Origin of the sequence: Planktothrix prolifica NIVA-CYA 540 (assembly GCF_963864145.1) — a bacterium.
In the GTDB taxonomy this organism is placed as follows: domain Bacteria; phylum Cyanobacteriota; class Cyanobacteriia; order Cyanobacteriales; family Microcoleaceae; genus Planktothrix; species Planktothrix agardhii.
Genome location: NZ_CAWLTW010000001.1, coordinates 1181731 through 1199533, shown reverse-complemented (window position 1 = coordinate 1199533; position 17803 = coordinate 1181731). Strand labels below are relative to the sequence as shown.

The following is a 17803-nucleotide window of genomic DNA, read 5'->3' as shown; positions in this document are numbered from 1 at the left end:
ACAATACCTTTGCTATTTTTTTTCTGTAGAAGGAACCACAAAGACACGAAGACACGAAGGAAGAAATTAAGGGGGATATTCCCTAGTTCCCTGGTTTGGGTTTGCTGGATTCGTCTTTGTCAATCACTTTTGATGGTAACTGCTATAAGTCTGTAAAGGTGTAAAAATAGAGGTTTAATAGTCATTTTAATCGCTATAATTTTAATTAACAAGGAGAAAAACGGTCAATGAAATTACCGATGACGATGATGGATTTTTTTAGAAAGAGTGAAGGAACGTGGTTTTCACAAAGAGCGGTTCATCGCTTTGATTCGGCTGCGGATGAATCGGGAGAATCGAATTTAATTATTAAAGTTTTAGATAAAACTGATCCGACTATCTTAGAAATTTGTTCAGAACAAGGAATTGATTCTAATTCAGTGGTTGGAGGGGCTAGTTTTATGTGGCAGGGAAATTTTAAGGAGGGAGAACCTAATCCTAATTATGGCGCTATTTTGATTGATGTTCCTAATCCAGATAATCCCCGTTATGGTAAATTCTTCCGCAATAAAGGCTATGTTGAAGGCATTCCGGTTGTGGGGATTTATCAGTTTGCTGATGATGGGGTTTTAACAATTGATACTGAATATGAACGCAATCAAGGTCAAGAACGTTGTTGGTTTATTACGGATAATTTTCGGGTGAGAGTTAGTACCGTTAAGGTGATGAATGGTGTTAATTTGATGACTTATTCTTCTGAACGTCGCTGTGTTTTGCCTTCTGAATTAGATGCAATGATGGAAACCAATCGTCAAAGAGCGTTACTTTCAATTTAGGGGAAGGTAGACCATCAGAAACCGGGTTTCTCAATAGAATCTGAATTATAAACTCGGTTTCTTGAGATGAGAGCGATCACTTTAACCCTTTAGCTAAAATTAATTTATAGACTTATGCTACCTGTTCATGAATCTGATAATTTTTGCCTAATCATATTACAAAATTCTATCAAGTCTTGAAAAGTTTTTAAGTGTTGAGGTTGTTCTTGAATTCTTAGCATTAACTGTTCTAAATAGTAACGTTCTTGTGCATCTCGTGGCTTGTTCTTCGTGTAAACTTTATTGTTTGCTCTAAAAATTTTTTTTAAATAAGCATAATGGAAATCTGCATGATTTTTATGAGTATAGCTTCCCATCATTTCTGGATCTTCCGTAGAAACATCATAATAGTTAGCATAATCTAATAACAAGCTTTCCTTCGGTTGTATTGAATTAAACATTCGTCTATTTCCCAGAAGCCATGTTTCTATACAACGATTTTGAATAATAGTCACAAGCTCGGTTTTTCCAAGGTCAATATTATTGTTTATAATAAACTCATCAACCTCTGTTTTTCTATCTTCTACCGTATCTTCATCTGCATCAAGACAAACTACCAAATAGTTATACTTACCCGTTTCATGAATTTTATCTATTGCATTAGGAATACCATGCTCAATAATATTAGGATATCCGTGACCACTAATTAAAAAGTAACTATTTTTATCTACCTGATCATAAAAGTTAACTCTTTTCAATTGTGGCAAAAGATAACTCAGCCAAGATGGATAAATTTTTTCTCTGTATTTTTTCCCTCAACAAGAATATAAAGATTCATGCTTGATCAATTCCTTCTGGATATTCTTCTAACAGGTTAATTAAATCAATAAATGCTTTTTGTCTTGAGGGTCTAATTCCCCAATCTTGAGCATTTTTTACCGTTACTATTCCTCCTTTTCTGGTGATAATTTTCCAGTGGCTAGGGTTGATATTATTAATAATATAAGGATGGTGGCTTGTCATAATGATTTGTAAATCACGTTCCTCAGATAATAGGGTATCTGCTAAACTATCAAGACAGTTAACTCCTAGACTATTTTCAAATTCATCGATTAAGATTAAACTTCCTTTTGGTAATAAAAAAAGTTCACTTAAACACATTAATGTTTTGAACATCCCAGCAGAAATTCTAGATTGTTTAATCCAAGAAATAATTCCTTTTTCTTTAAGGCTAATCACTGTAGATTCATTTAAAATTTTACTTAAAGACATGGGTAAGGAGAAATTATTAGTATCTATAGGTTCTATTTTAATATCTTCAATTTGTGTAAAAATATCTATAAATTTCTGTTTTATAATTTGAAATTGATCGGGAAATTTACGATAAATTAAAGACAGCTTTATGGGGATAGGAATATCACTTTCTTGAATCTGATCTAAGGAATAATTTTCACATTTTTTAAAAATAGCAAGGGATAATCCATAAATCCCATTCGATGTTCTATCAGGATCACTAAAGTAAATTCTATCAAGTTCTTCTTTAGCCATATAAATATCTTCTTCTTGATTCAGCAAATGTATAATACTTTGTGTTGGTGATAATTTAGGGGTAGTTTGGTGTTTGAATATAATTTTTTCTGCATCTCTCTGAATCAGATGATTTTCATCTTTGTACAAATTTTCTGTTAAAAGATTAAAACCCTTTGGAGTATCTTCTGATTCTAGTTGAAACAGATCTTGATCAAATTTTTCTGTCTCAAATTCTCCATCCCATCGATAAATTACCTGAGATCTAGTCTGGAAAGTAACATTCCATTTGACTCCATTCAAAGAGGCACCATTAGCTATTTTTTTTAAGTTAAAAATTGATTTAAGAATCTGAGTTTTTCCGGCTCCTGATATTCCCACCATTAAAGTTAAATTTGATGATAACTCTATAGGTTTATAGCTCCAATCGTATTCTTTGTCGTGATATTCTATACTTAAAATTTTCATGACTTTTATCAAACATTGCTCTAAAACTCTGAATTCAACTTATTATAGCAGTCCTAAACAAGTTGTGCAAAAATTCTGTAGGGGTGATGTCCCTCTAAACCCAGGATTAAATAGGGTTTGAAGACCAAACCCCTACAATAAATAAAATATTACAATCTCCGTCTCGACGGCGCGGATTACTCCAGATAACGTTCTAAATCAAATAGAAACCCGTGAATATATTCTTCAGTCCATTCTTCCCCATAGAAACGAGTAAACATTCCCCGTGCGGGGTCTTTTTCTGCCCGATAACTAACATAACGTTTTTGGGCTTGTAAAATGTCTTGGCGTTGCTCAGAATTATCAATGGGTTGGGCTTGTTCTACAAATTCCAGATAGGCTTGTAAATAAGCTTTAAACGCTTCAAAAACATGGGTTTTAACAACTTCTGTTTCTTGAGGACGAGTCCATAAAAACGCCGGAGAAAAGAAGGGTTGAGCTTCTTCGGGAAAATCTCCACCCCAAGGTAAATGTTGTTGATACTGTTGAAAAATAGGCAATATCGGCTCAGTATATTTTTGTTGATAGGTGGAATTATGAAATAACGGCTGCATATCTAAGGCGATTAAATGTCCCCCGGGTAGGGTGACTAAATCAGCCCCAAAGAAGGGTAAATCATAGTTTAAATGGGGGAAAATAACAAAGTTGAGAACTTGTAAAGCTTCTCCCCCTTGAACATGAGCAGCTCGAATTTGTCGCAGTTTGGGTGTTTGATAACCGTAACTGGTGGTAATCACAACTTGCTGTCTTTTTCCTTTTCCTGTTATTTCTTCTTTTTGTTCAAATCCTGGGGGAATGGGGTAAGAAGTCAGGGGGAGTTTTTCTTTAAGAAGGGTAAGGGCGTAATCTAAAAAGGGTTGATAGAGCGTCATATTGTTGAAAATTTTTATTTCGCAGCAACCGCTAAGGGAACAGCATCTTCAAATAAGAATTCATAGAGAAAACGTTCCGCCCATTCATGACCAAAGTAGCTACTAAATAAGCCGGATGCTGGATCTCGGTCAGCGCTATATTGATCATAGGCTTTTTGGGCGTTGATTACCTCTTGAATTCTTTGGGGTTCTGAAAGGGGTTGTGAATTTTGTAATAATTCCCAATAGAGATGAATATAGTCCTGATAAGCTGAAAATACTTTTTCTCTAACGGTGGCTGCATCGGTTTTAGCAAACAGAATATATTTAGAAAAATACTGATTTGCATCATAGAATTTCATCGGTAAATCCTGGGCTAAATCATCATATTTTTCCCAAATCGGACGCATTGGTTCAATATATTTTTGTTGATATTGTTCGTCTCGGAATAAGGGTTGAAAGTCTAAAACAACTAAATTTTTAACTTTACCAAAAGAGAGGAAATCAATCCCTAAAATGGGTAAATCGTAGTGATAATTGGGATAAATGACACTATTAAAAATTTGAGCCGTTTCACCTGCATCAATATAGGTGTAGCGAATTTTCCGAAATTGAGGACATTCGTAGCACCAACTTTGAATCCGAGCGGGATTTTTTCCCCGTTCACTAACCTTAGACTCTAATCCGGCTGGAATAGAACGACTGACCACCTGGAAACGAGAAAATATCTCTGCTTCTAAAAATTCCTGAAATGGCTGATACATAAAAGTTGATATGGATTTTAATGTTATCCGTTTAGATTAACGGAATCCCACCGGACTTGTCTGGCTTTGCTTAAAGAAAGTAACATTTCTTCAACTTACAAAATTTTCCAGTACCGCAGCCACCACGCGATGATCTTCATCCTGCTTCAATGCTTCTAAGGCGGTTTCGGCTTGGGGACTGGAAAAGCGATGCAGAGCGCGAGCGACTCTCGCCCGAATTCGCCAGGAAGAATCCTTGACTTTAGATAGAAGTTGTGGTAACGCTTTTTCTCGTTGGGGGGTACTAGCGAGGAAGGCTAAACTATCAATACAGGCTTCCTGTACCGTTAGATCTTCTCCGTCAATCCCACAAACACAGATTTCTAATAGGTGTTCTGGACAGTCTAATTCTACCATTGCTCCAATAATACTTCGACGCACGAGCCAGTTGTCGTCTTGGTAAAATGCAGCGACCAGATGAGAAGCAACGGGTTGTCCAAATAGAGATAGGGAATTGCTGGCTTCGGCTCGAACATTAGCATCGCGGTCAAATTTAACCATTTGTAACAAAGCGGCTAAGGATTCTGCGGTGCGTTGTTTCCCCAAACCCATTGCGACAAAAGACCGAACTAAAAAGTCTTTTTCCTGCATTTGACTCAAGAGTAAGGGAATAGCGATTTCAGGTTCATACTGATGCAACTCTTGAATGGCTTTGAGTCGGTCTTTGGGGTCGGAGTCGGCTAGACAGGCTTTAATTTCGCTGAGTTCCATGATTTCAGGTTGAGGAGGGGAGGTATCTTGAGTATTATATAATATCAAGTGAATAATTTATCCCTTTTTTATTCTCCCTGGCATCGGTTGAATTTTTATCAAAAATCCATACAAATTTATGCAGTTAACTGAACGCGCTAAACAATTAATTCCGCTTGCTAGAATTGTGAGTTTTGAGGCTTGGAAAAATCACTACTCAGCCGAATTAATTGAGATTTTTCAACAGGCTGATGATCAAGGACGTTATTTAACAGATCAGGACTTAGAACTGATTGCAACGATGATTCCTGAGTCTTTATCGGCTCTCGAATCTGCTCGATTACTCAGAGATAAAGCGGATACCATTATTGAATCTGCCCGTCAAAAAGTGTTAGATGAATATCCAGGAATTGTTGAGGTTGGGGGAGATTTATATCCTCCGGCACGAGCGCAGGCTTGTTGGCGAGATTTTTGGCATTTTCTTCGTTGTATTACCTATGGAATTGCTGGAAGTTGTATTCCGTTTACATCTTCTGAAGGCTTGAATAATATGCAATTACTCTATCAAGAATTACAGGTTCCTTTACCTGCAATGATTGTGGGGTTAGAATCTTTAAAAACCTTTGGTCTTGAGGAATTTAACCCGGAACAACAGATAGAATTGAGTTCTTATTTTAACCATTTAATTGAGGCGATGAGACGGTTTCAGTAATCGCTTTTTCTCTGAACAAAGGGTTCGAGTCACCAACACCAAGTTTTAGGTTTATGAGACATAAAAGCTTCCTAGAGAGGCAAATGTTACGAATCTTTACGGATTATCGGGAAAATGTCTAATCTAAAACCTTGTCTGGTATAACATTAAACGAACAGGCTTAAGTGTAGCTTTCAAGACAATTTCTGATTTTTAAATCTTAACAGCTTGTTAAGTTTCGTAACAAACTTCAGAAATCCTAATTTTCGCCAACTTATCGTGCATCGAGGAGATTGTTTCATGGTTTTTGGGCCAGCATCCCAACTGGGCGTGGGTCTATACGAAGACACCCCCCCGGTAGAAATGATTCTCGGACGTTCTGAAGAAGAAGCCGAAGCCGTGATTTGCGCGGTTTATCGGCAAATTCTGGGCAATGCCTACGTCATGGAGAGTGAACGGGCCATCGTCCCCGAATCTCAATTTAAGCGGGGAGAATTGAGTGTCCGTGAATTTGTCCGCGCTGTTGCCAAATCTGACTTGTATCGCGTTCGCTTTTTCGAGAGTTGTCCGCGTTATCGGTCTATTGAACTCAATTTCAAACATTTTCTAGGTCGCGCCCCTCGGGACTTAGAAGAAATGAGAGTGCACAGTACCCTGTTAGATACCCAAGGGTTTGAAGCGGAAATCGACTTCTATCTCGATAGCGACGAATACCAAAACGCCTATGGCGAAAACTTCGTTCCTTACTATCGGGGTTATAAAACTCAACCCGGTCAAACCATGGTTGGGTTTACCCATTTCTTTGCTCTGGCGCGGGGCGCGTCCAGTAGTGACCTCAAAGGTAGTTTGACAGGGAAAGCATCGGTGCTGAATCGATATGTGATTCAAAAAACTCCCTTAGCTGTAATTCCTCCTTCTGGGGGTGCAATGGGCAATGGTTGGTCTTTCCAAGACCCAACCGGAAGTGCTCGCACCCGTCATGGAGTTGGGGCGTCCGAAGAAGGTAAAGTTTACCGCATCGAAGTCACGGGTTATAGCTCTCCTGGGAAAGTTAACCGAGTGTCAAAATTCCGTCGCAGTAACCAAGTTTTTTTGGTTCCCTTTGAGAAACTATCTCAGGAATATCAGCGCATTCACCAACAAGGCGGCGTGATTGCCAGTATTACTCCGATTAGTTAATTGGGTTTGGGATTAATATCAATATCCAAAATCCAACTTTTTAATATTTTCTCTGAGGCAATAGGATTTCAGTCATCATTTATTGATGAATTGATTGCCTATTTTTTCTATATTCTATTGCCCAGATTTCTTGAATTCCCTCAATCTATTTTTAGGAGATCTAAATCATGGGCGTTGTTGTCGATGCTCCCGTAGAACTGCGGACAGTGGGTTGTTCCGATGAAATCTCGACGGTGATTCGGGCTGTTTATAAACAAGTTTTAGGCAATCCCCATATTATGGAGAGTGAACGGTTGGTGACAGCCGAATCTCAACTGGCAAATGGCGGTATCTCCGTGCGGGAATTTGTGCGTCAAGTGGCGAAATCGGAGTTTTATCGGAGTCGTTACTTTGAGTCCTGCGCCCCTTATCGGTTTGTGGAACTCAATTTTAAACATTTACTGGGTCGCGCTCCCAGTTGTCAAGCCGAACTCTCAGAACATATCCGTCGTTGTATTGAGGAAGGATATGATGCTGAGATTGATTCCTATCTCGATAGCCAGGAATATCAAGATATGTTCGGAGAAATGATTGTTCCCTACTATCAAGGGGCAAAAACTCAGGTGGGACAAAAACAGGTCAACTATAACCGTACTTTGTCTTTATATCAGGGCTATGCGGGAGTTGATAGTGCTTTTACGGCTTCTCGCTTGGTGGAAGCGGTGGCTACAAACAGTGGCAATAAAATTCAGTTGCCTAGTTCTGGCGGCCGTTTAGGGGCTTATCAGGATGCCACTGAAAAGACGTTTAAAATTGTGGTCAAGGGGTCTAAATTTGACGCTCCCCGTCGGTTGAGCAATACCGTGTATTTGGTTTCCGGCGCGAAAATGACTCCCCAAATTCAGCGCATTCATCGGAGCGGTGGCAAGATTATTAGCATCAATGAAGTTTCCTAATTCCGTTTGATTTTCATAGAATTAATTCGGAATTAAGAATTAGGAATTAACCATTAACGGTTGAACAGTTGGGTGTTGAACACTCAGCACCCAACACGCAATAAAATCACCTGTAGCGAGGAAGAATAACAATGACAACTTTAACTCCAAGTTTCACATCAGAACGCCTAGAATTACGTCCTAATACAACAGAAGAAGATTTACAAGTGATTATCCGAGCCGTTTATAAACAGGTCTTGGGTAATGCTCATTTGTTGGAAAGTCAACGGAATCAAACGGCAGAATCTTTACTGCGAAATCGAGATTTAACCGTGCGGGGTTTTGTGCGGGCAATCGCTCAATCAGAACTCTACAAATCTCTGTTTTTTGACCCTAATTCTGCCTATCGGTTTATTGAATTAAACTGTAAGCATTTATTGGGACGGGCACCGTTAGATCAAGCGGAAATTTCTGCTCATGTTCAAATTTGTATTTCACAAGGTTACGCAGCAGAAATTGATTCTTATCTCGATAGTGCAGAATATCTGAACAACTTCGGAGAAAATTGTGTTCCCTATCCTCGCAGTAACACCACACAAACGGGGATTAAAAATGTTGTCTTTAATCGGACAATCAATTTATTAGGTGGTGCCGCTACCAGTGACAGTGAACACCAATCTAAATTAATTTCCAGTGTTGCTACCAATTTACCCCAAAAAATCAAGGTGTCTTCCTTGGGTCAAGGTGGCGCTCAAGAAAAGCGGTTTCGGATTGTGGTAACAAAAGGCGTAAATTCGCTGTCAAAACTGGCGAATAAGACCTGCTGTGTCAGTTATTCCCAACTGTCTCAAAATATTCAAAATATTCAGAAGACTGGGGGTAAAATTCTCAGTATTACTGAGATGGTCTAACTGTTGAATTTTGGGGGAATCTTCACCCCTAAAATTGAACCTGTGGGTTGTTAAAACTGACAAGGGTTAGGTTTTAATTACCCACATTGAAAATCGTTTTTCTCTTGACATAGCTTCTATGATACTCTTTTTATTTTCTGCATGGATATTGCTGAATTTGTTGAACAGTCTTTAGGACGATGGCGTTCACAACGGAGCGCTCATCATCTGGCTTTTAGTCACTTTGAAGCTGTTACTTCTATTATTGATATTGTGCCTTTAGAAGAACAGGATTCTGATGTAATTGCCTTGTGTCATTCTTATCAGATTGATCCTGAATCTTCTACTCATCCTTTTCGGATGACTTGGGAGGGAGAATCGGATTGGGAGGAGGGAAATATCATTAAAGGAACAACGATTTTAGTTCCTATTCCCGATCAAAATGACTTTACAAAAGGTCAATTATTGCGGGATCAAGGCTATGCAGAAACCATTCCTTCTGTGGGAGATTATCAGATTAATCCAGAAGGGGTTTTTACGCTGTTAACGCCCTATGATCGAGCGATGGCTGAAGAAAGAATTTGGTTTGCTACTCCGAATCTGCGATTTCGAGTTTCATTGATTAGAACGAGTGCTGGAACTGGAGTGGTAACGGCTTCTTTTTCTTCCGAAATCCGAGATTTAAAACAAGAATAAACGATGAGCTTAATCCCACGTTTTTCTCGATGTATCGCTGGGGATTTTAGCAATGCTAAACAAACGATTGCTGACCCTAAAAATTTTGCTCATATTCGGATTTTTTTTCGGCCTTTACCCTGGGAATTTTTTCAAGGCATTGGTTTTTATTCTGAGCAAACTTATGATTATGATCTGTGGAGTCCTTATCGTCAAGGATTGCATAGATTAGTTGAACAAAACGATGAAATTTATATTGAAAATTATGGGATAAAAGACGCTTATTTGTACGCTGGAGCCGGACACAATCTGGATATTTTACGAACATTGACTCCAATTGTCACCGAACGTCGTTATCACTGTTCGATGATTTTTCAACCTTGTGAAAATGGATTTCAAGGACGGGTTGAAGGGAATCAATGTTTAATTGAACGCAATGGTCGTCAAACCTATTTAGTTAGTGATGTGGAACTCACAGAAACGACTTGGGTGAGTTTAGATCGAGGCATGGATATTAATACCGATGAACAGGTTTGGGGATCGGTACACGGCCCTTTAAGGTTTGAAAAACGACAAAGTTTTGCGGATGAACTTCACCGCGAGGATTGAATAATTTTTTTGTAGATTGACACCAAAATGAATAATAAAAACAATGTTACCTCCAGTCGCCCGAAAAAAAATGGAGGCATGGATTCGGAGTCGCCATTTGATTTTTTTAGATAATTTTTTGATTTTTGAAACCTTAGATTATTCAGCCATTGAAAGATTTGAATCTTCCATCGCTAGTTTGAATGGAACTTTTATTTCTGTGGCGATTAAGGAAAAAATTTGGATGGGAAACCATCGACAGGTGATTCTTTATCAAGCCAAGGCTTATTTAGCTGTTCCTAATCATCAATTAAAACAATATTGGATTAAGTATGGAGCATTTTATACTCGGTTTGATCAACAATTCTAAATGTTTTATAAAAAAGGTTTACTCGGAGTCACCGAATCTGAGAAAATCTGAATAGATCCCAATCTAAATTATCAAAATATGACAGAACAAACCGAAATCACTAGCACAGAACCTGTTGTTTCTGACGAATTAGCAGAAGTTATTCAGGAACTAGAACAGTATCGAGAACGCCTCCTGAATGAAACGTTGACTGCGGCGCAACGGGCTAAAATGTCCAAGACAAAGGCAATGGCACAACTAGAGCCGATCTTGGCTCAAATTGATGCCAAACTTGAGGAACTCCGCAGCCAACAGGCGATGGTGAGTGTTGAGAATTAAGTTATCCCACTTGATCTGTATATATGTCTAACTCGGAAACTTTATCTGGAAATGATGCTGTTGTCCTGTCTCCTGAAGAAACAGATATTTTGTTGGCGAGGGTGAATCAACAGTTAGCCGCTAACGGTTTTGACTCTAGCGACCTTACCCTAATCAAACAAATGGTGGAGTGTCTAGGGGATACACGGGGGATGGTAAGACTGGGTTTTGCGGAAGCGTTGGGTCAAGTGGGAAAACCTGCTGTTCCCTTTTTACTAACTGCGCTGGCTAATCATCCCAACCCGGTTGTCCGAAGGGCGGCGGCGAAAACCTTAACCTTGATTGCTGACCCGGAAGCGGTTCCGATTTTAATCAAAGCGTTGTTAGAGGATGAGGATACGGTGGTCAAAGGTTCGGCAATTGGGGCATTAGCGGGTACAGGAGCCGCATCTGTCCCACCTCTATTAGAGATTTTGGCGTCCCCGGATTCCCCAGAAAGCACGAAAGGACACGCGGCTTGGGCCCTGGCTTTTATTGGGCCAGCCGCAAAAGAGATTTTATATCGGGAAATTCATTCCGATTCCCCAGAAGTGCGGATGGCGGTGGTGGGAGCGATCGCTAAAATGGCTGAAGAACAACCGGACTCGGAAGCATCGGAGATGCTCTTCCAAGCTTTAGAGGATGTTGATTCAGAGGTTCGCTGTGAAGCGATCGCCGCTTTAGGAAATATCAGCTATGCACCTGCGATTCCCCGATTGATGGAGTTATTGCAGCATCCAGATGGAGAAAGTCGGAAAGGGGTAGCGATGGCTTTGATGAAGATGGGGGATGAAGTTAAAGATCAAGGTGCAATGGAATTGCTGAATACGGCATTGATTCAGGAAACTGACCCCACGGTGCAACGGGCGATGCAGTTAGCAATTTCTCATCTGAGGCGGGATTAAGGACGGAATTGGATTTTTCCTCTAAGTATTTTCACTTAGCAAAAATGCGATAATGATGAAAAGCAGACTGTGTTTTTTACCTAAGACATTGTTCGTAATAAATTTTAACGCAACAAATAGCGACGGCGTTGTATAACCAATATCTGAAGGGCAAAGATAACAGCCAAATGTTAGTCTCCCAACAATTGATTAACATTTGATTAAAAAAGTTTAATGTCCTTTCATAAAATGATGTAAAATTTCTAAGGTTCCTCTAAGTAAGGCTACTGTTACTTCAAAAACAGTAACAGTAGCCAAACAAGAGAGACTCTCAAGAGTCAGGATCGGGAAAACCCATCATTTCACTTTGAGTCGAAAATAAAGTTAAGCAAGTCAAGTAGGAGATTGATCCATGTTTGATGCCTTTACCAAGGTGGTTTCTCAAGCTGATACCCGCGGCGAAATGTTAAGCCCCGGCCAGATCGATGCTCTCGGCCAAATGGTTGCCGAAAGCAACAAGCGTTTAGATGCCGTTAACCGCATCACTGGTAACGCTTCTGCCATTGTTTCTAACGCTGCTCGCGCTTTATTTGACGAGCAAGCCCAATTGATCGCTCCTGGTGGCAATGCTTACACCAACCGTCGTATGGCTGCTTGCTTACGCGACATGGAAATTATTTTGCGTTATGTCACCTACGCAGTCTTCGCCGGAGATTCTAGCGTTCTTAATGATCGTTGCTTGAACGGTCTGCGTGAAACCTACCTGGCTCTGGGCGTTCCTGGTGCTTCCGTCGCCGTTGGCGTTGGCAAAATGAAAGATGCAGCTTTGGCTATTGTTAACGATCCCGCAGGAATTACTCCTGGAGATTGTAGCGCTCTGGCTTCTGAAGTCGCCGGCTACTTTGATCTCGCTGCGGCTGCTGTCGCCTAATTTTTCAAAAATTAGATTTTCAAAACTCCATAGAAGTCTAATTAAACGACTTCAATCTGTACCTAAATTTTGTAAACCCATAGGGAGATAACTCAAGCATGAAAACCCCCCTGACTGAAGCGGTAACAACCGCCGATTCTCAAGGCCGTTTCCTGAGCAGCACTGAAATCCAAGTGGCTTTTGGTCGTTTCCGTCAAGCCAAAGCCGGTTTAGAAGCAGCCAAAGCTCTGACTGCAAAATCTGACAGCCTGATCAGTGGCGCTGCCCAAGCAGTGTATAACAAATTCCCTTATACCACCACAATGCAAGGGCCCAACTACGCTTCTAGCGAACGTGGTAAAGCCAAATGCGCTCGTGACATCGGTTACTACCTCCGTCAAGTCACCTATTGCTTAATTGCCGGTGGTACAGGCCCTATGGATGAGTACCTGATTGCTGGTGTTGATGAAATCAACCGGACTTTTGAACTTTCTCCTAGCTGGTATGTGGAAGCTCTGAAATACGTCAAAGCCAACCACGGTCTGAGTGGCGACGCAGCTGTTGAAGCTAACTCCTACATCGACTATGCTATCAACGCTCTGAGCTAGACTTAGCGCGCTTGATGCTCCTAAGCGGTAAATAGCTGTTAGCAACTGGGTTAACGGTTGTTTAACGCTTAGGGGCATCTTTGATTATTTGGGTATGAACTATCCGACATTAACAAAGTTTTTCTTTTTTGTCTGTTTTGAAAATCTCTTACGGAGCATAAGGATATGGTTGGCTTGCTTGAGGGTAGCCGACTTGGTATCCGGGCCTTTGAAGAAACAAAACCCGTAGAACTACGCCCCAACTACACGGAAGCAGACGTGCAAACCGTGATTGTGGCTGCATATCGTCAGGTGATGGGCAACGAACACCTGATGTCGCGGGAACGGCTCACTAGCGCGGAATCTTTACTGCGCCAAGGACAAATTACCGTTCGGGATTTTGTCAGAGCTATTGCTTTATCCGAGGTTTACCGGACTAAGTTTTTTTACTCTAATTCTCAAACTCGGTTTATTGAGTTAAATTACAAACATCTGCTCGGTCGCGCCCCTTACGATGAGTCAGAGATTGCGTTTCACGTCGATCTCTATGTCAGCCAGGGCTATGAAGCTGAAATCAACTCCTATCTTGACTCTCCAGAATATCTGGAGAATTTTGGGGAAAATGTCGTCCCCTATTATCGGGGATTTTCTACCCAAGATGGACAGAAAACCGTTGGTTTCAACCGCTTGTTTACCCTCTATCGCGGGTATGCCAGTAGCGATCGCGCTCAAAACCAAAAGCAAAGTCGCTTAACTTGGGAATTGGGCCGGAATTTGGCTGCTCCGATTCAAACACCGGATCATGGTCAAAGTCTGGCAGGTACGACAGGCGGCAGTCGTGGACAACTCTACCGCCTGACTGTTATGCAAAAAGCAACACAGTCTCTGCCTCAAGTGCGCCGTACCCAAACTGAATATACCGTACCCTATGACCAACTGTCTACTCAGTTGCAGCGAATTCATCGCGCCGGGGGACGGGTGATGAGAATTACTTTGGCATAATCTCATTGATTTTAACCTTAATGCCAGTTTGTGTCAGAGGATTTGGGGTTAGAGCTAACTGTTAACAAGGAACGCTTAGACCCTATATTCTCTGACTAACAAACATTGAACAGCGAATCAATGCACGCTACAATCGCAACTTGATTCTGAAGTGATGTTCTTAAATATAAGAGGAGGATTTTAGGTGGCTATTACAACAGCAGCATCTAGGCTGGGAACTACTGCGTTCCAAGAAACGCCTCGTGTTGAACTGCGACCAGATTGGACTCGGGACGATGCTCAACGGGTAATTCGTGCCGTTTATCGCCAACTCTTGGGTAACGATTATTTAATGAGTTCTGAGCGCCTCAAAGGTGCTGAGTCTCTGTTGACCGATGGTAGCATCAGCGTGCGAGAGTTTGTCCGTTCTGTGGCTAAATCAGAACTGTACAAAACCAAGTTTTTCTACCCGAATTTCCAAACCCGTGTAATTGAACTCAATCACAAACATTTATTGGGTCGCGCTCCCTATAGTGAATCCGACGTGGTTTTTCACTTGGATTTATACCAAAACGAAGGCTATGACGCTGATATTGATTCCTATATTGATTCAGCCGAATACCTGGAAAACTTTGGGGAAAATGTGGTTCCCTACTATCGCGCCTTTGAATTTCAACGGGGACAAAGAAGCGTCGGTTTTACTCGGATCTTCCGGTTATATCGCGGTTATGCTAATAGCGATCGCTCTCAATTAGACGGGAATTCGTCTCGCTTGGCTAAAGAACTGGGTCAAAACAGTTCTTCTCCTATTGTTGGCCCCTCTGGTGGTAGCGGAGGTTGGTCTTATCGTTCTTCCGGTCAAGGTGTGGTTCCCACTACGGGATTCAGCACAGGTGGCGTGTTAGGACAATCTGACCGTAGCTATCGGGTTGAAGTGGCTGGAATTGTTGAGCGTCGATATCCTAAAGTTCGTCGCAGCAGCAAGTCCTTTATTGTTCCTTACGAACGCTTATCTCCTCTACTTCAGGAAATTCAACGCCAAGGTGGTAAAGTCGCCAGTGTTACACCTGTTTAGAACTGTTTTTTTTTGAAAACCAGGGTGCGCTGATCAGCAATCCCTGTTTATTGTTTTTGTACAACTTTATTAGATTAATTCAAAACAATGTTAGGTCAAGTTGCAGTAGGTAATTCAGCCGCTTCTCCATCGGGAAGTCGCTTTTTTCGTTATGAAGTTGTGGGTTTACATCAATCGGGTGAAACCGACAAAACTGATTATTCTATTCGTTCTAGCGCCAGCCAGTTCATCATTGTTCCTTACAACCGCATGAACCAGGAAATGCAGCGTTTAACACGGATGGGTGCAAAAATTGTTAGTATTCAACCTTTAACTTCCGAGGCAGAATAATTACTATTATTCTCTAATTAGATCGAAGTTCAAAACTGAATTTAACAAGTAAACGGACGCTAGTTAAATTTAAACATTGATATTTGTGGTTAGGTGTTTCAAATCCGAAACACCTAACCCTTTTTTATTCTCCAATGTTCTGATTATATACCCTACTGAAAATCATTTTTTCTACCAAAGAATGCCAATCTCCTGAAAATAAAGGCTCAGAAGCTAAAATGACCGAATTAACCATATTGAGAGCGTTATTCGACCAGTAAAGAGAAGGAGCGGTTGCATTAATGGCAAAACGACAAGCAACTAATTGTTGTCCATTACTAACAATAACTATAGCAGTCCTAAATCATTATCAAGAGCATGATATAGCGAGTCTAAATCAGTTGTACAAAAGCATCATATTTTTCTAAGTTACGAAGAAAAAAGCGATCGCCCAAAACTCAAGACTCATAGTAATAGCGATCGCTAATATCAACCAATTCTCATTTTATCCAGAAATTCTACAAATCTTTTTTTATATTAATCAAATGGTAATTGGTGATTGGACATAAATTGTCGGATCTTCCATCGTAAAGACAATTCCCTGTTCAGAAAGAGATCTAGCAATTTCGACACTTGCCCACTCTAATAAACGTTTACGCACCTCGATCGCATTATCTTGAGAGCCGAGAATTGCAAAACTAACCCGCAGTCGCTTACCTGTACCATCAGCATCAGAAATATTAGTGCTATTCGCATCAATTCCTGATAGGGTGTAAGTTTTTTCAATGATTACTTGTCGCACCAGAGCGTGTTCCCGTTCCCCTAAAACTGCCACAAAATCCATATATAGTAACACCATAATTTTTTGGGCAAGGGTCACATTTTCAATTTCGACATTAACTAAAATAGAATTGGGCATGACAATAATTGTGCCAGTACCAAGGGAACGAATTTTAGTTGATCGCAAACCAATACTTTCTACTTTGCCTAGTTCTCCCCCTGGTAAGCGGATGTAGTCGCCAGTTACAAAGGGACGATCCAGATAGAGAACTAAAGTTGCAATTAATTGTTCGAGAATCTTTTGCGCCGCAAAAGCAACTGCTAAACCAACTAATCCTAAACTTGCCACTAAGCCAATTAAGTCAAAGTTGAGACTTCGCGCAAAGGCAACTAAGGCAATAATAAAAATAAAAATATTAATAATAGTTTCAAATACAAGAATTGCGTCATCACTACTGGGGCTAAAATTTCCGCCTATCTTGAATCCATAGGTACGCAAATATCGACTAATTAGTTTTATAGATATCCAATATACACTACCAATTAAAAACAGATTAGAAATCGGTTTAATCAGGTTGTAAGCAATCGGTGCTAAGGACTCTAACAAAATCAAAGACCAACTAAGTGCAATATTAAGAACTACAAATTCTAACAGGTGATCGCTGAGATGAATTACATCCTGATAAATTTTTTCGGCAGATTGAGGAGCTAGTTTTCTTAGGGCAAATTTTACTAAATTTGTAGCGTAGTAGCTACATATAAAAGAGCCGATTAAAGCACCGAAAAATATCAACCATTGGGCTTGAAAGAATGGAGAAATAATTTGATAACGCCAACTGCGTAAAAATGGGAACCATTCAGAACTAACACCTGCGATCGTAATCCAACCTAAAGTAAAACTAATCTTGCTGAGAATTCCAGTTTTGATCTTAAATATTCGATTTGCCAGACCTAGTAAAAACTGTAATCCGATTAATGCAGTGATCGCCATCAAAATCCAAATACTTCGCTGCCAAAGATATTGCGGAGTTCGTTCTTCCTGAGCTTTTGCGATCGCGGTCTCTAAAATTTTCTGCCATTGATTAGCTTGTTGTAATGGCGAAAGATTTGGTGATACATCATTAGCTGTAACTGTAAGCAGATATTGATTATTTAAGGAAATATAAGTAGCACCGGTACTTTTATCATTAATTACCTCAAAATTTATCTTTTGAGAGGTAGCGATCGCTTCGGTGATAATATTATTTGCAAATTGGGATCTATCCTTGGCTGTAAAGCGATCTACTGGCTGTAAATCAAAAAGAGGAATCCCATCGACGACGACAGGCGCACTAGCAGAACCAAATCCATAACCAAAATTTGGTGTAGGACTAGGGACAGAACTTTGAGCCAAACTCAGGGGTGTGAGAAAAACCAACCAACTGATCAAGAATAAGATAATTAGTCTAGTTAATTGCTTCAT

21 protein-coding genes are annotated in these 17803 nt (G+C 40.3%); 15 read left to right on the top strand and 6 right to left on the bottom strand.

Going from position 1 to position 17803, the window contains the following annotated elements; genetic code table 11:
• The first annotated feature begins 227 nt into the window (after positions 1-227).
• The gene (locus AC559H_RS05520) at positions 228-815 is read left to right on the top strand and encodes a phycobiliprotein lyase (RefSeq protein WP_026786762.1); all 588 of its coding nucleotides are present in this window, start codon (positions 228-230) and stop codon (positions 813-815) included.
• Positions 816-940: 125 nt separating this feature from the next.
• Here the strand turns inward: AC559H_RS05520 and AC559H_RS05515 are convergent, their stop codons facing one another.
• The 5 genes from AC559H_RS05515 to AC559H_RS05495 form a co-directional block, all read right to left on the bottom strand.
• Positions 941-1561: a hypothetical protein gene (locus tag AC559H_RS05515; RefSeq protein ID WP_237746348.1), complete on the bottom strand. Its 621-nt coding sequence runs from the start codon at positions 1559-1561 to the stop codon at positions 941-943.
• Between the two features lie 67 nt (positions 1562-1628).
• Complete coding sequence (locus AC559H_RS05510) at positions 1629-2789, bottom strand: AAA family ATPase (protein WP_026786764.1); 1161 nt, start codon at positions 2787-2789, stop codon at positions 1629-1631.
• A gap of 176 nt (positions 2790-2965) precedes the next feature.
• Positions 2966-3700, bottom strand: a complete 735-nt coding sequence (locus AC559H_RS05505) for a phycoerythrobilin:ferredoxin oxidoreductase (RefSeq protein ID WP_026786765.1) — start codon at positions 3698-3700, stop codon at positions 2966-2968.
• A gap of 14 nt (positions 3701-3714) precedes the next feature.
• The gene (locus AC559H_RS05500; RefSeq protein WP_026786766.1) at positions 3715-4443 is read right to left on the bottom strand and encodes a 15,16-dihydrobiliverdin:ferredoxin oxidoreductase; all 729 of its coding nucleotides are present in this window, start codon (positions 4441-4443) and stop codon (positions 3715-3717) included.
• Positions 4444-4533: 90 nt separating this feature from the next.
• Positions 4534-5193 carry a HEAT repeat domain-containing protein gene (locus AC559H_RS05495; protein ID WP_026786767.1) on the bottom strand — a complete coding sequence of 220 codons (660 nt, stop codon included), beginning with the start codon at positions 5191-5193 and terminating at the stop codon, positions 4534-4536.
• Between the two features lie 118 nt (positions 5194-5311).
• Here AC559H_RS05495 and AC559H_RS05490 point away from each other — a divergent pair, with 118 nt between their 5' ends.
• The 14 genes from AC559H_RS05490 to cpcD all read left to right on the top strand — a co-directional run bounded on the left by AC559H_RS05490 (position 5312) and on the right by cpcD (position 15582).
• Entirely contained in the window at positions 5312-5884 is a 573-nt protein-coding gene (locus tag AC559H_RS05490; RefSeq protein WP_026786768.1) for a bilin-binding protein, read from the top strand.
• Positions 5885-6163: 279 nt separating this feature from the next.
• A complete protein-coding gene (locus AC559H_RS05485; RefSeq protein ID WP_026786769.1) occupies positions 6164-7042 on the top strand; it encodes a phycobilisome linker polypeptide in 879 nt (292 codons plus the stop codon).
• Positions 7043-7209: 167 nt separating this feature from the next.
• Entirely contained in the window at positions 7210-7977 is a 768-nt protein-coding gene (locus tag AC559H_RS05480) for a phycobilisome rod-core linker polypeptide (protein ID WP_026786770.1), read from the top strand.
• Positions 7978-8108: 131 nt separating this feature from the next.
• Positions 8109-8867 carry a phycobilisome rod-core linker polypeptide gene (locus AC559H_RS05475; protein WP_026786771.1) on the top strand — a complete coding sequence of 253 codons (759 nt, stop codon included), beginning with the start codon at positions 8109-8111 and terminating at the stop codon, positions 8865-8867.
• A gap of 141 nt (positions 8868-9008) precedes the next feature.
• The gene (locus AC559H_RS05470; RefSeq protein ID WP_026786772.1) at positions 9009-9542 is read left to right on the top strand and encodes a phycobiliprotein lyase; all 534 of its coding nucleotides are present in this window, start codon (positions 9009-9011) and stop codon (positions 9540-9542) included.
• Between the two features lie 3 nt (positions 9543-9545).
• Positions 9546-10130, top strand: a complete 585-nt coding sequence (locus tag AC559H_RS05465) for a chromophore lyase CpcT/CpeT (protein ID WP_026786773.1) — start codon at positions 9546-9548, stop codon at positions 10128-10130.
• 43 nt (positions 10131-10173) lie between these two features.
• On the top strand, positions 10174-10479 hold the full coding sequence (locus tag AC559H_RS05460) for a hypothetical protein (RefSeq protein ID WP_026786774.1): 306 nt from the start codon (positions 10174-10176) through the stop codon (positions 10477-10479).
• A 78-nt stretch (positions 10480-10557) separates the two neighbouring features.
• Entirely contained in the window at positions 10558-10797 is a 240-nt protein-coding gene (locus tag AC559H_RS05455; RefSeq protein WP_026786775.1) for a DUF8630 family protein, read from the top strand.
• Between the two features lie 23 nt (positions 10798-10820).
• Entirely contained in the window at positions 10821-11720 is a 900-nt protein-coding gene (locus AC559H_RS05450; protein WP_026786776.1) for a HEAT repeat domain-containing protein, read from the top strand.
• 391 nt (positions 11721-12111) lie between these two features.
• A complete protein-coding gene (gene cpcB, locus AC559H_RS05445) occupies positions 12112-12630 on the top strand; it encodes a C-phycocyanin subunit beta (protein ID WP_026786777.1) in 519 nt (172 codons plus the stop codon).
• 98 nt (positions 12631-12728) lie between these two features.
• A complete protein-coding gene (cpcA, locus tag AC559H_RS05440; protein ID WP_026798457.1) occupies positions 12729-13217 on the top strand; it encodes a C-phycocyanin subunit alpha in 489 nt (162 codons plus the stop codon).
• A 165-nt stretch (positions 13218-13382) separates the two neighbouring features.
• On the top strand, positions 13383-14198 hold the full coding sequence (locus tag AC559H_RS05435; protein WP_026798456.1) for a phycobilisome linker polypeptide: 816 nt from the start codon (positions 13383-13385) through the stop codon (positions 14196-14198).
• 184 nt (positions 14199-14382) lie between these two features.
• Positions 14383-15252 carry a phycobilisome linker polypeptide gene (locus tag AC559H_RS05430; protein WP_026798455.1) on the top strand — a complete coding sequence of 290 codons (870 nt, stop codon included), beginning with the start codon at positions 14383-14385 and terminating at the stop codon, positions 15250-15252.
• A gap of 87 nt (positions 15253-15339) precedes the next feature.
• Positions 15340-15582 (top strand): rod-capping linker protein CpcD, encoded by a 243-nt coding sequence (cpcD, locus tag AC559H_RS05425; protein WP_026786781.1) that lies wholly within the window; start codon positions 15340-15342, stop codon positions 15580-15582.
• A gap of 520 nt (positions 15583-16102) precedes the next feature.
• Here the strand turns inward: cpcD and AC559H_RS05420 are convergent.
• Entirely contained in the window at positions 16103-17803 is a 1701-nt protein-coding gene (locus AC559H_RS05420) for a mechanosensitive ion channel family protein (protein ID WP_036831878.1), read from the bottom strand.

Bases quoted from the DNA above. Each gene is read 5' to 3' on its own strand.
- AC559H_RS05520 (WP_026786762.1), top strand. From the start codon at position 228: ATGAAATTACCGATGACGATGATGGATTTTTTTAGAAAGAGTGAAGGA.
- AC559H_RS05510 (WP_026786764.1), bottom strand. From the start codon at position 2,789: ATGAAAATTTTAAGTATAGAATATCACGACAAAGAATACGATTGGAGC.
- AC559H_RS05505 (WP_026786765.1), bottom strand. From the start codon at position 3,700: ATGACGCTCTATCAACCCTTTTTAGATTACGCCCTTACCCTTCTTAAA.
- AC559H_RS05500 (WP_026786766.1), bottom strand. From the start codon at position 4,443: ATGTATCAGCCATTTCAGGAATTTTTAGAAGCAGAGATATTTTCTCGT.
- AC559H_RS05495 (WP_026786767.1), bottom strand. From the start codon at position 5,193: ATGGAACTCAGCGAAATTAAAGCCTGTCTAGCCGACTCCGACCCCAAA.
- AC559H_RS05490 (WP_026786768.1), top strand. From the start codon at position 5,312: ATGCAGTTAACTGAACGCGCTAAACAATTAATTCCGCTTGCTAGAATT.
- AC559H_RS05485 (WP_026786769.1), top strand. From the start codon at position 6,164: ATGGTTTTTGGGCCAGCATCCCAACTGGGCGTGGGTCTATACGAAGAC.
- AC559H_RS05480 (WP_026786770.1), top strand. From the start codon at position 7,210: ATGGGCGTTGTTGTCGATGCTCCCGTAGAACTGCGGACAGTGGGTTGT.
- AC559H_RS05475 (WP_026786771.1), top strand. From the start codon at position 8,109: ATGACAACTTTAACTCCAAGTTTCACATCAGAACGCCTAGAATTACGT.
- AC559H_RS05470 (WP_026786772.1), top strand. From the start codon at position 9,009: ATGGATATTGCTGAATTTGTTGAACAGTCTTTAGGACGATGGCGTTCA.
- AC559H_RS05465 (WP_026786773.1), top strand. From the start codon at position 9,546: ATGAGCTTAATCCCACGTTTTTCTCGATGTATCGCTGGGGATTTTAGC.
- AC559H_RS05460 (WP_026786774.1), top strand. From the start codon at position 10,174: ATGTTACCTCCAGTCGCCCGAAAAAAAATGGAGGCATGGATTCGGAGT.
- AC559H_RS05455 (WP_026786775.1), top strand. From the start codon at position 10,558: ATGACAGAACAAACCGAAATCACTAGCACAGAACCTGTTGTTTCTGAC.
- AC559H_RS05450 (WP_026786776.1), top strand. From the start codon at position 10,821: ATGTCTAACTCGGAAACTTTATCTGGAAATGATGCTGTTGTCCTGTCT.
- cpcB (WP_026786777.1), top strand. From the start codon at position 12,112: ATGTTTGATGCCTTTACCAAGGTGGTTTCTCAAGCTGATACCCGCGGC.
- cpcA (WP_026798457.1), top strand. From the start codon at position 12,729: ATGAAAACCCCCCTGACTGAAGCGGTAACAACCGCCGATTCTCAAGGC.
- AC559H_RS05435 (WP_026798456.1), top strand. From the start codon at position 13,383: ATGGTTGGCTTGCTTGAGGGTAGCCGACTTGGTATCCGGGCCTTTGAA.
- cpcD (WP_026786781.1), top strand. From the start codon at position 15,340: ATGTTAGGTCAAGTTGCAGTAGGTAATTCAGCCGCTTCTCCATCGGGA.
- AC559H_RS05420 (WP_036831878.1), bottom strand. From the start codon at position 17,803: ATGAAGCAATTAACTAGACTAATTATCTTATTCTTGATCAGTTGGTTG.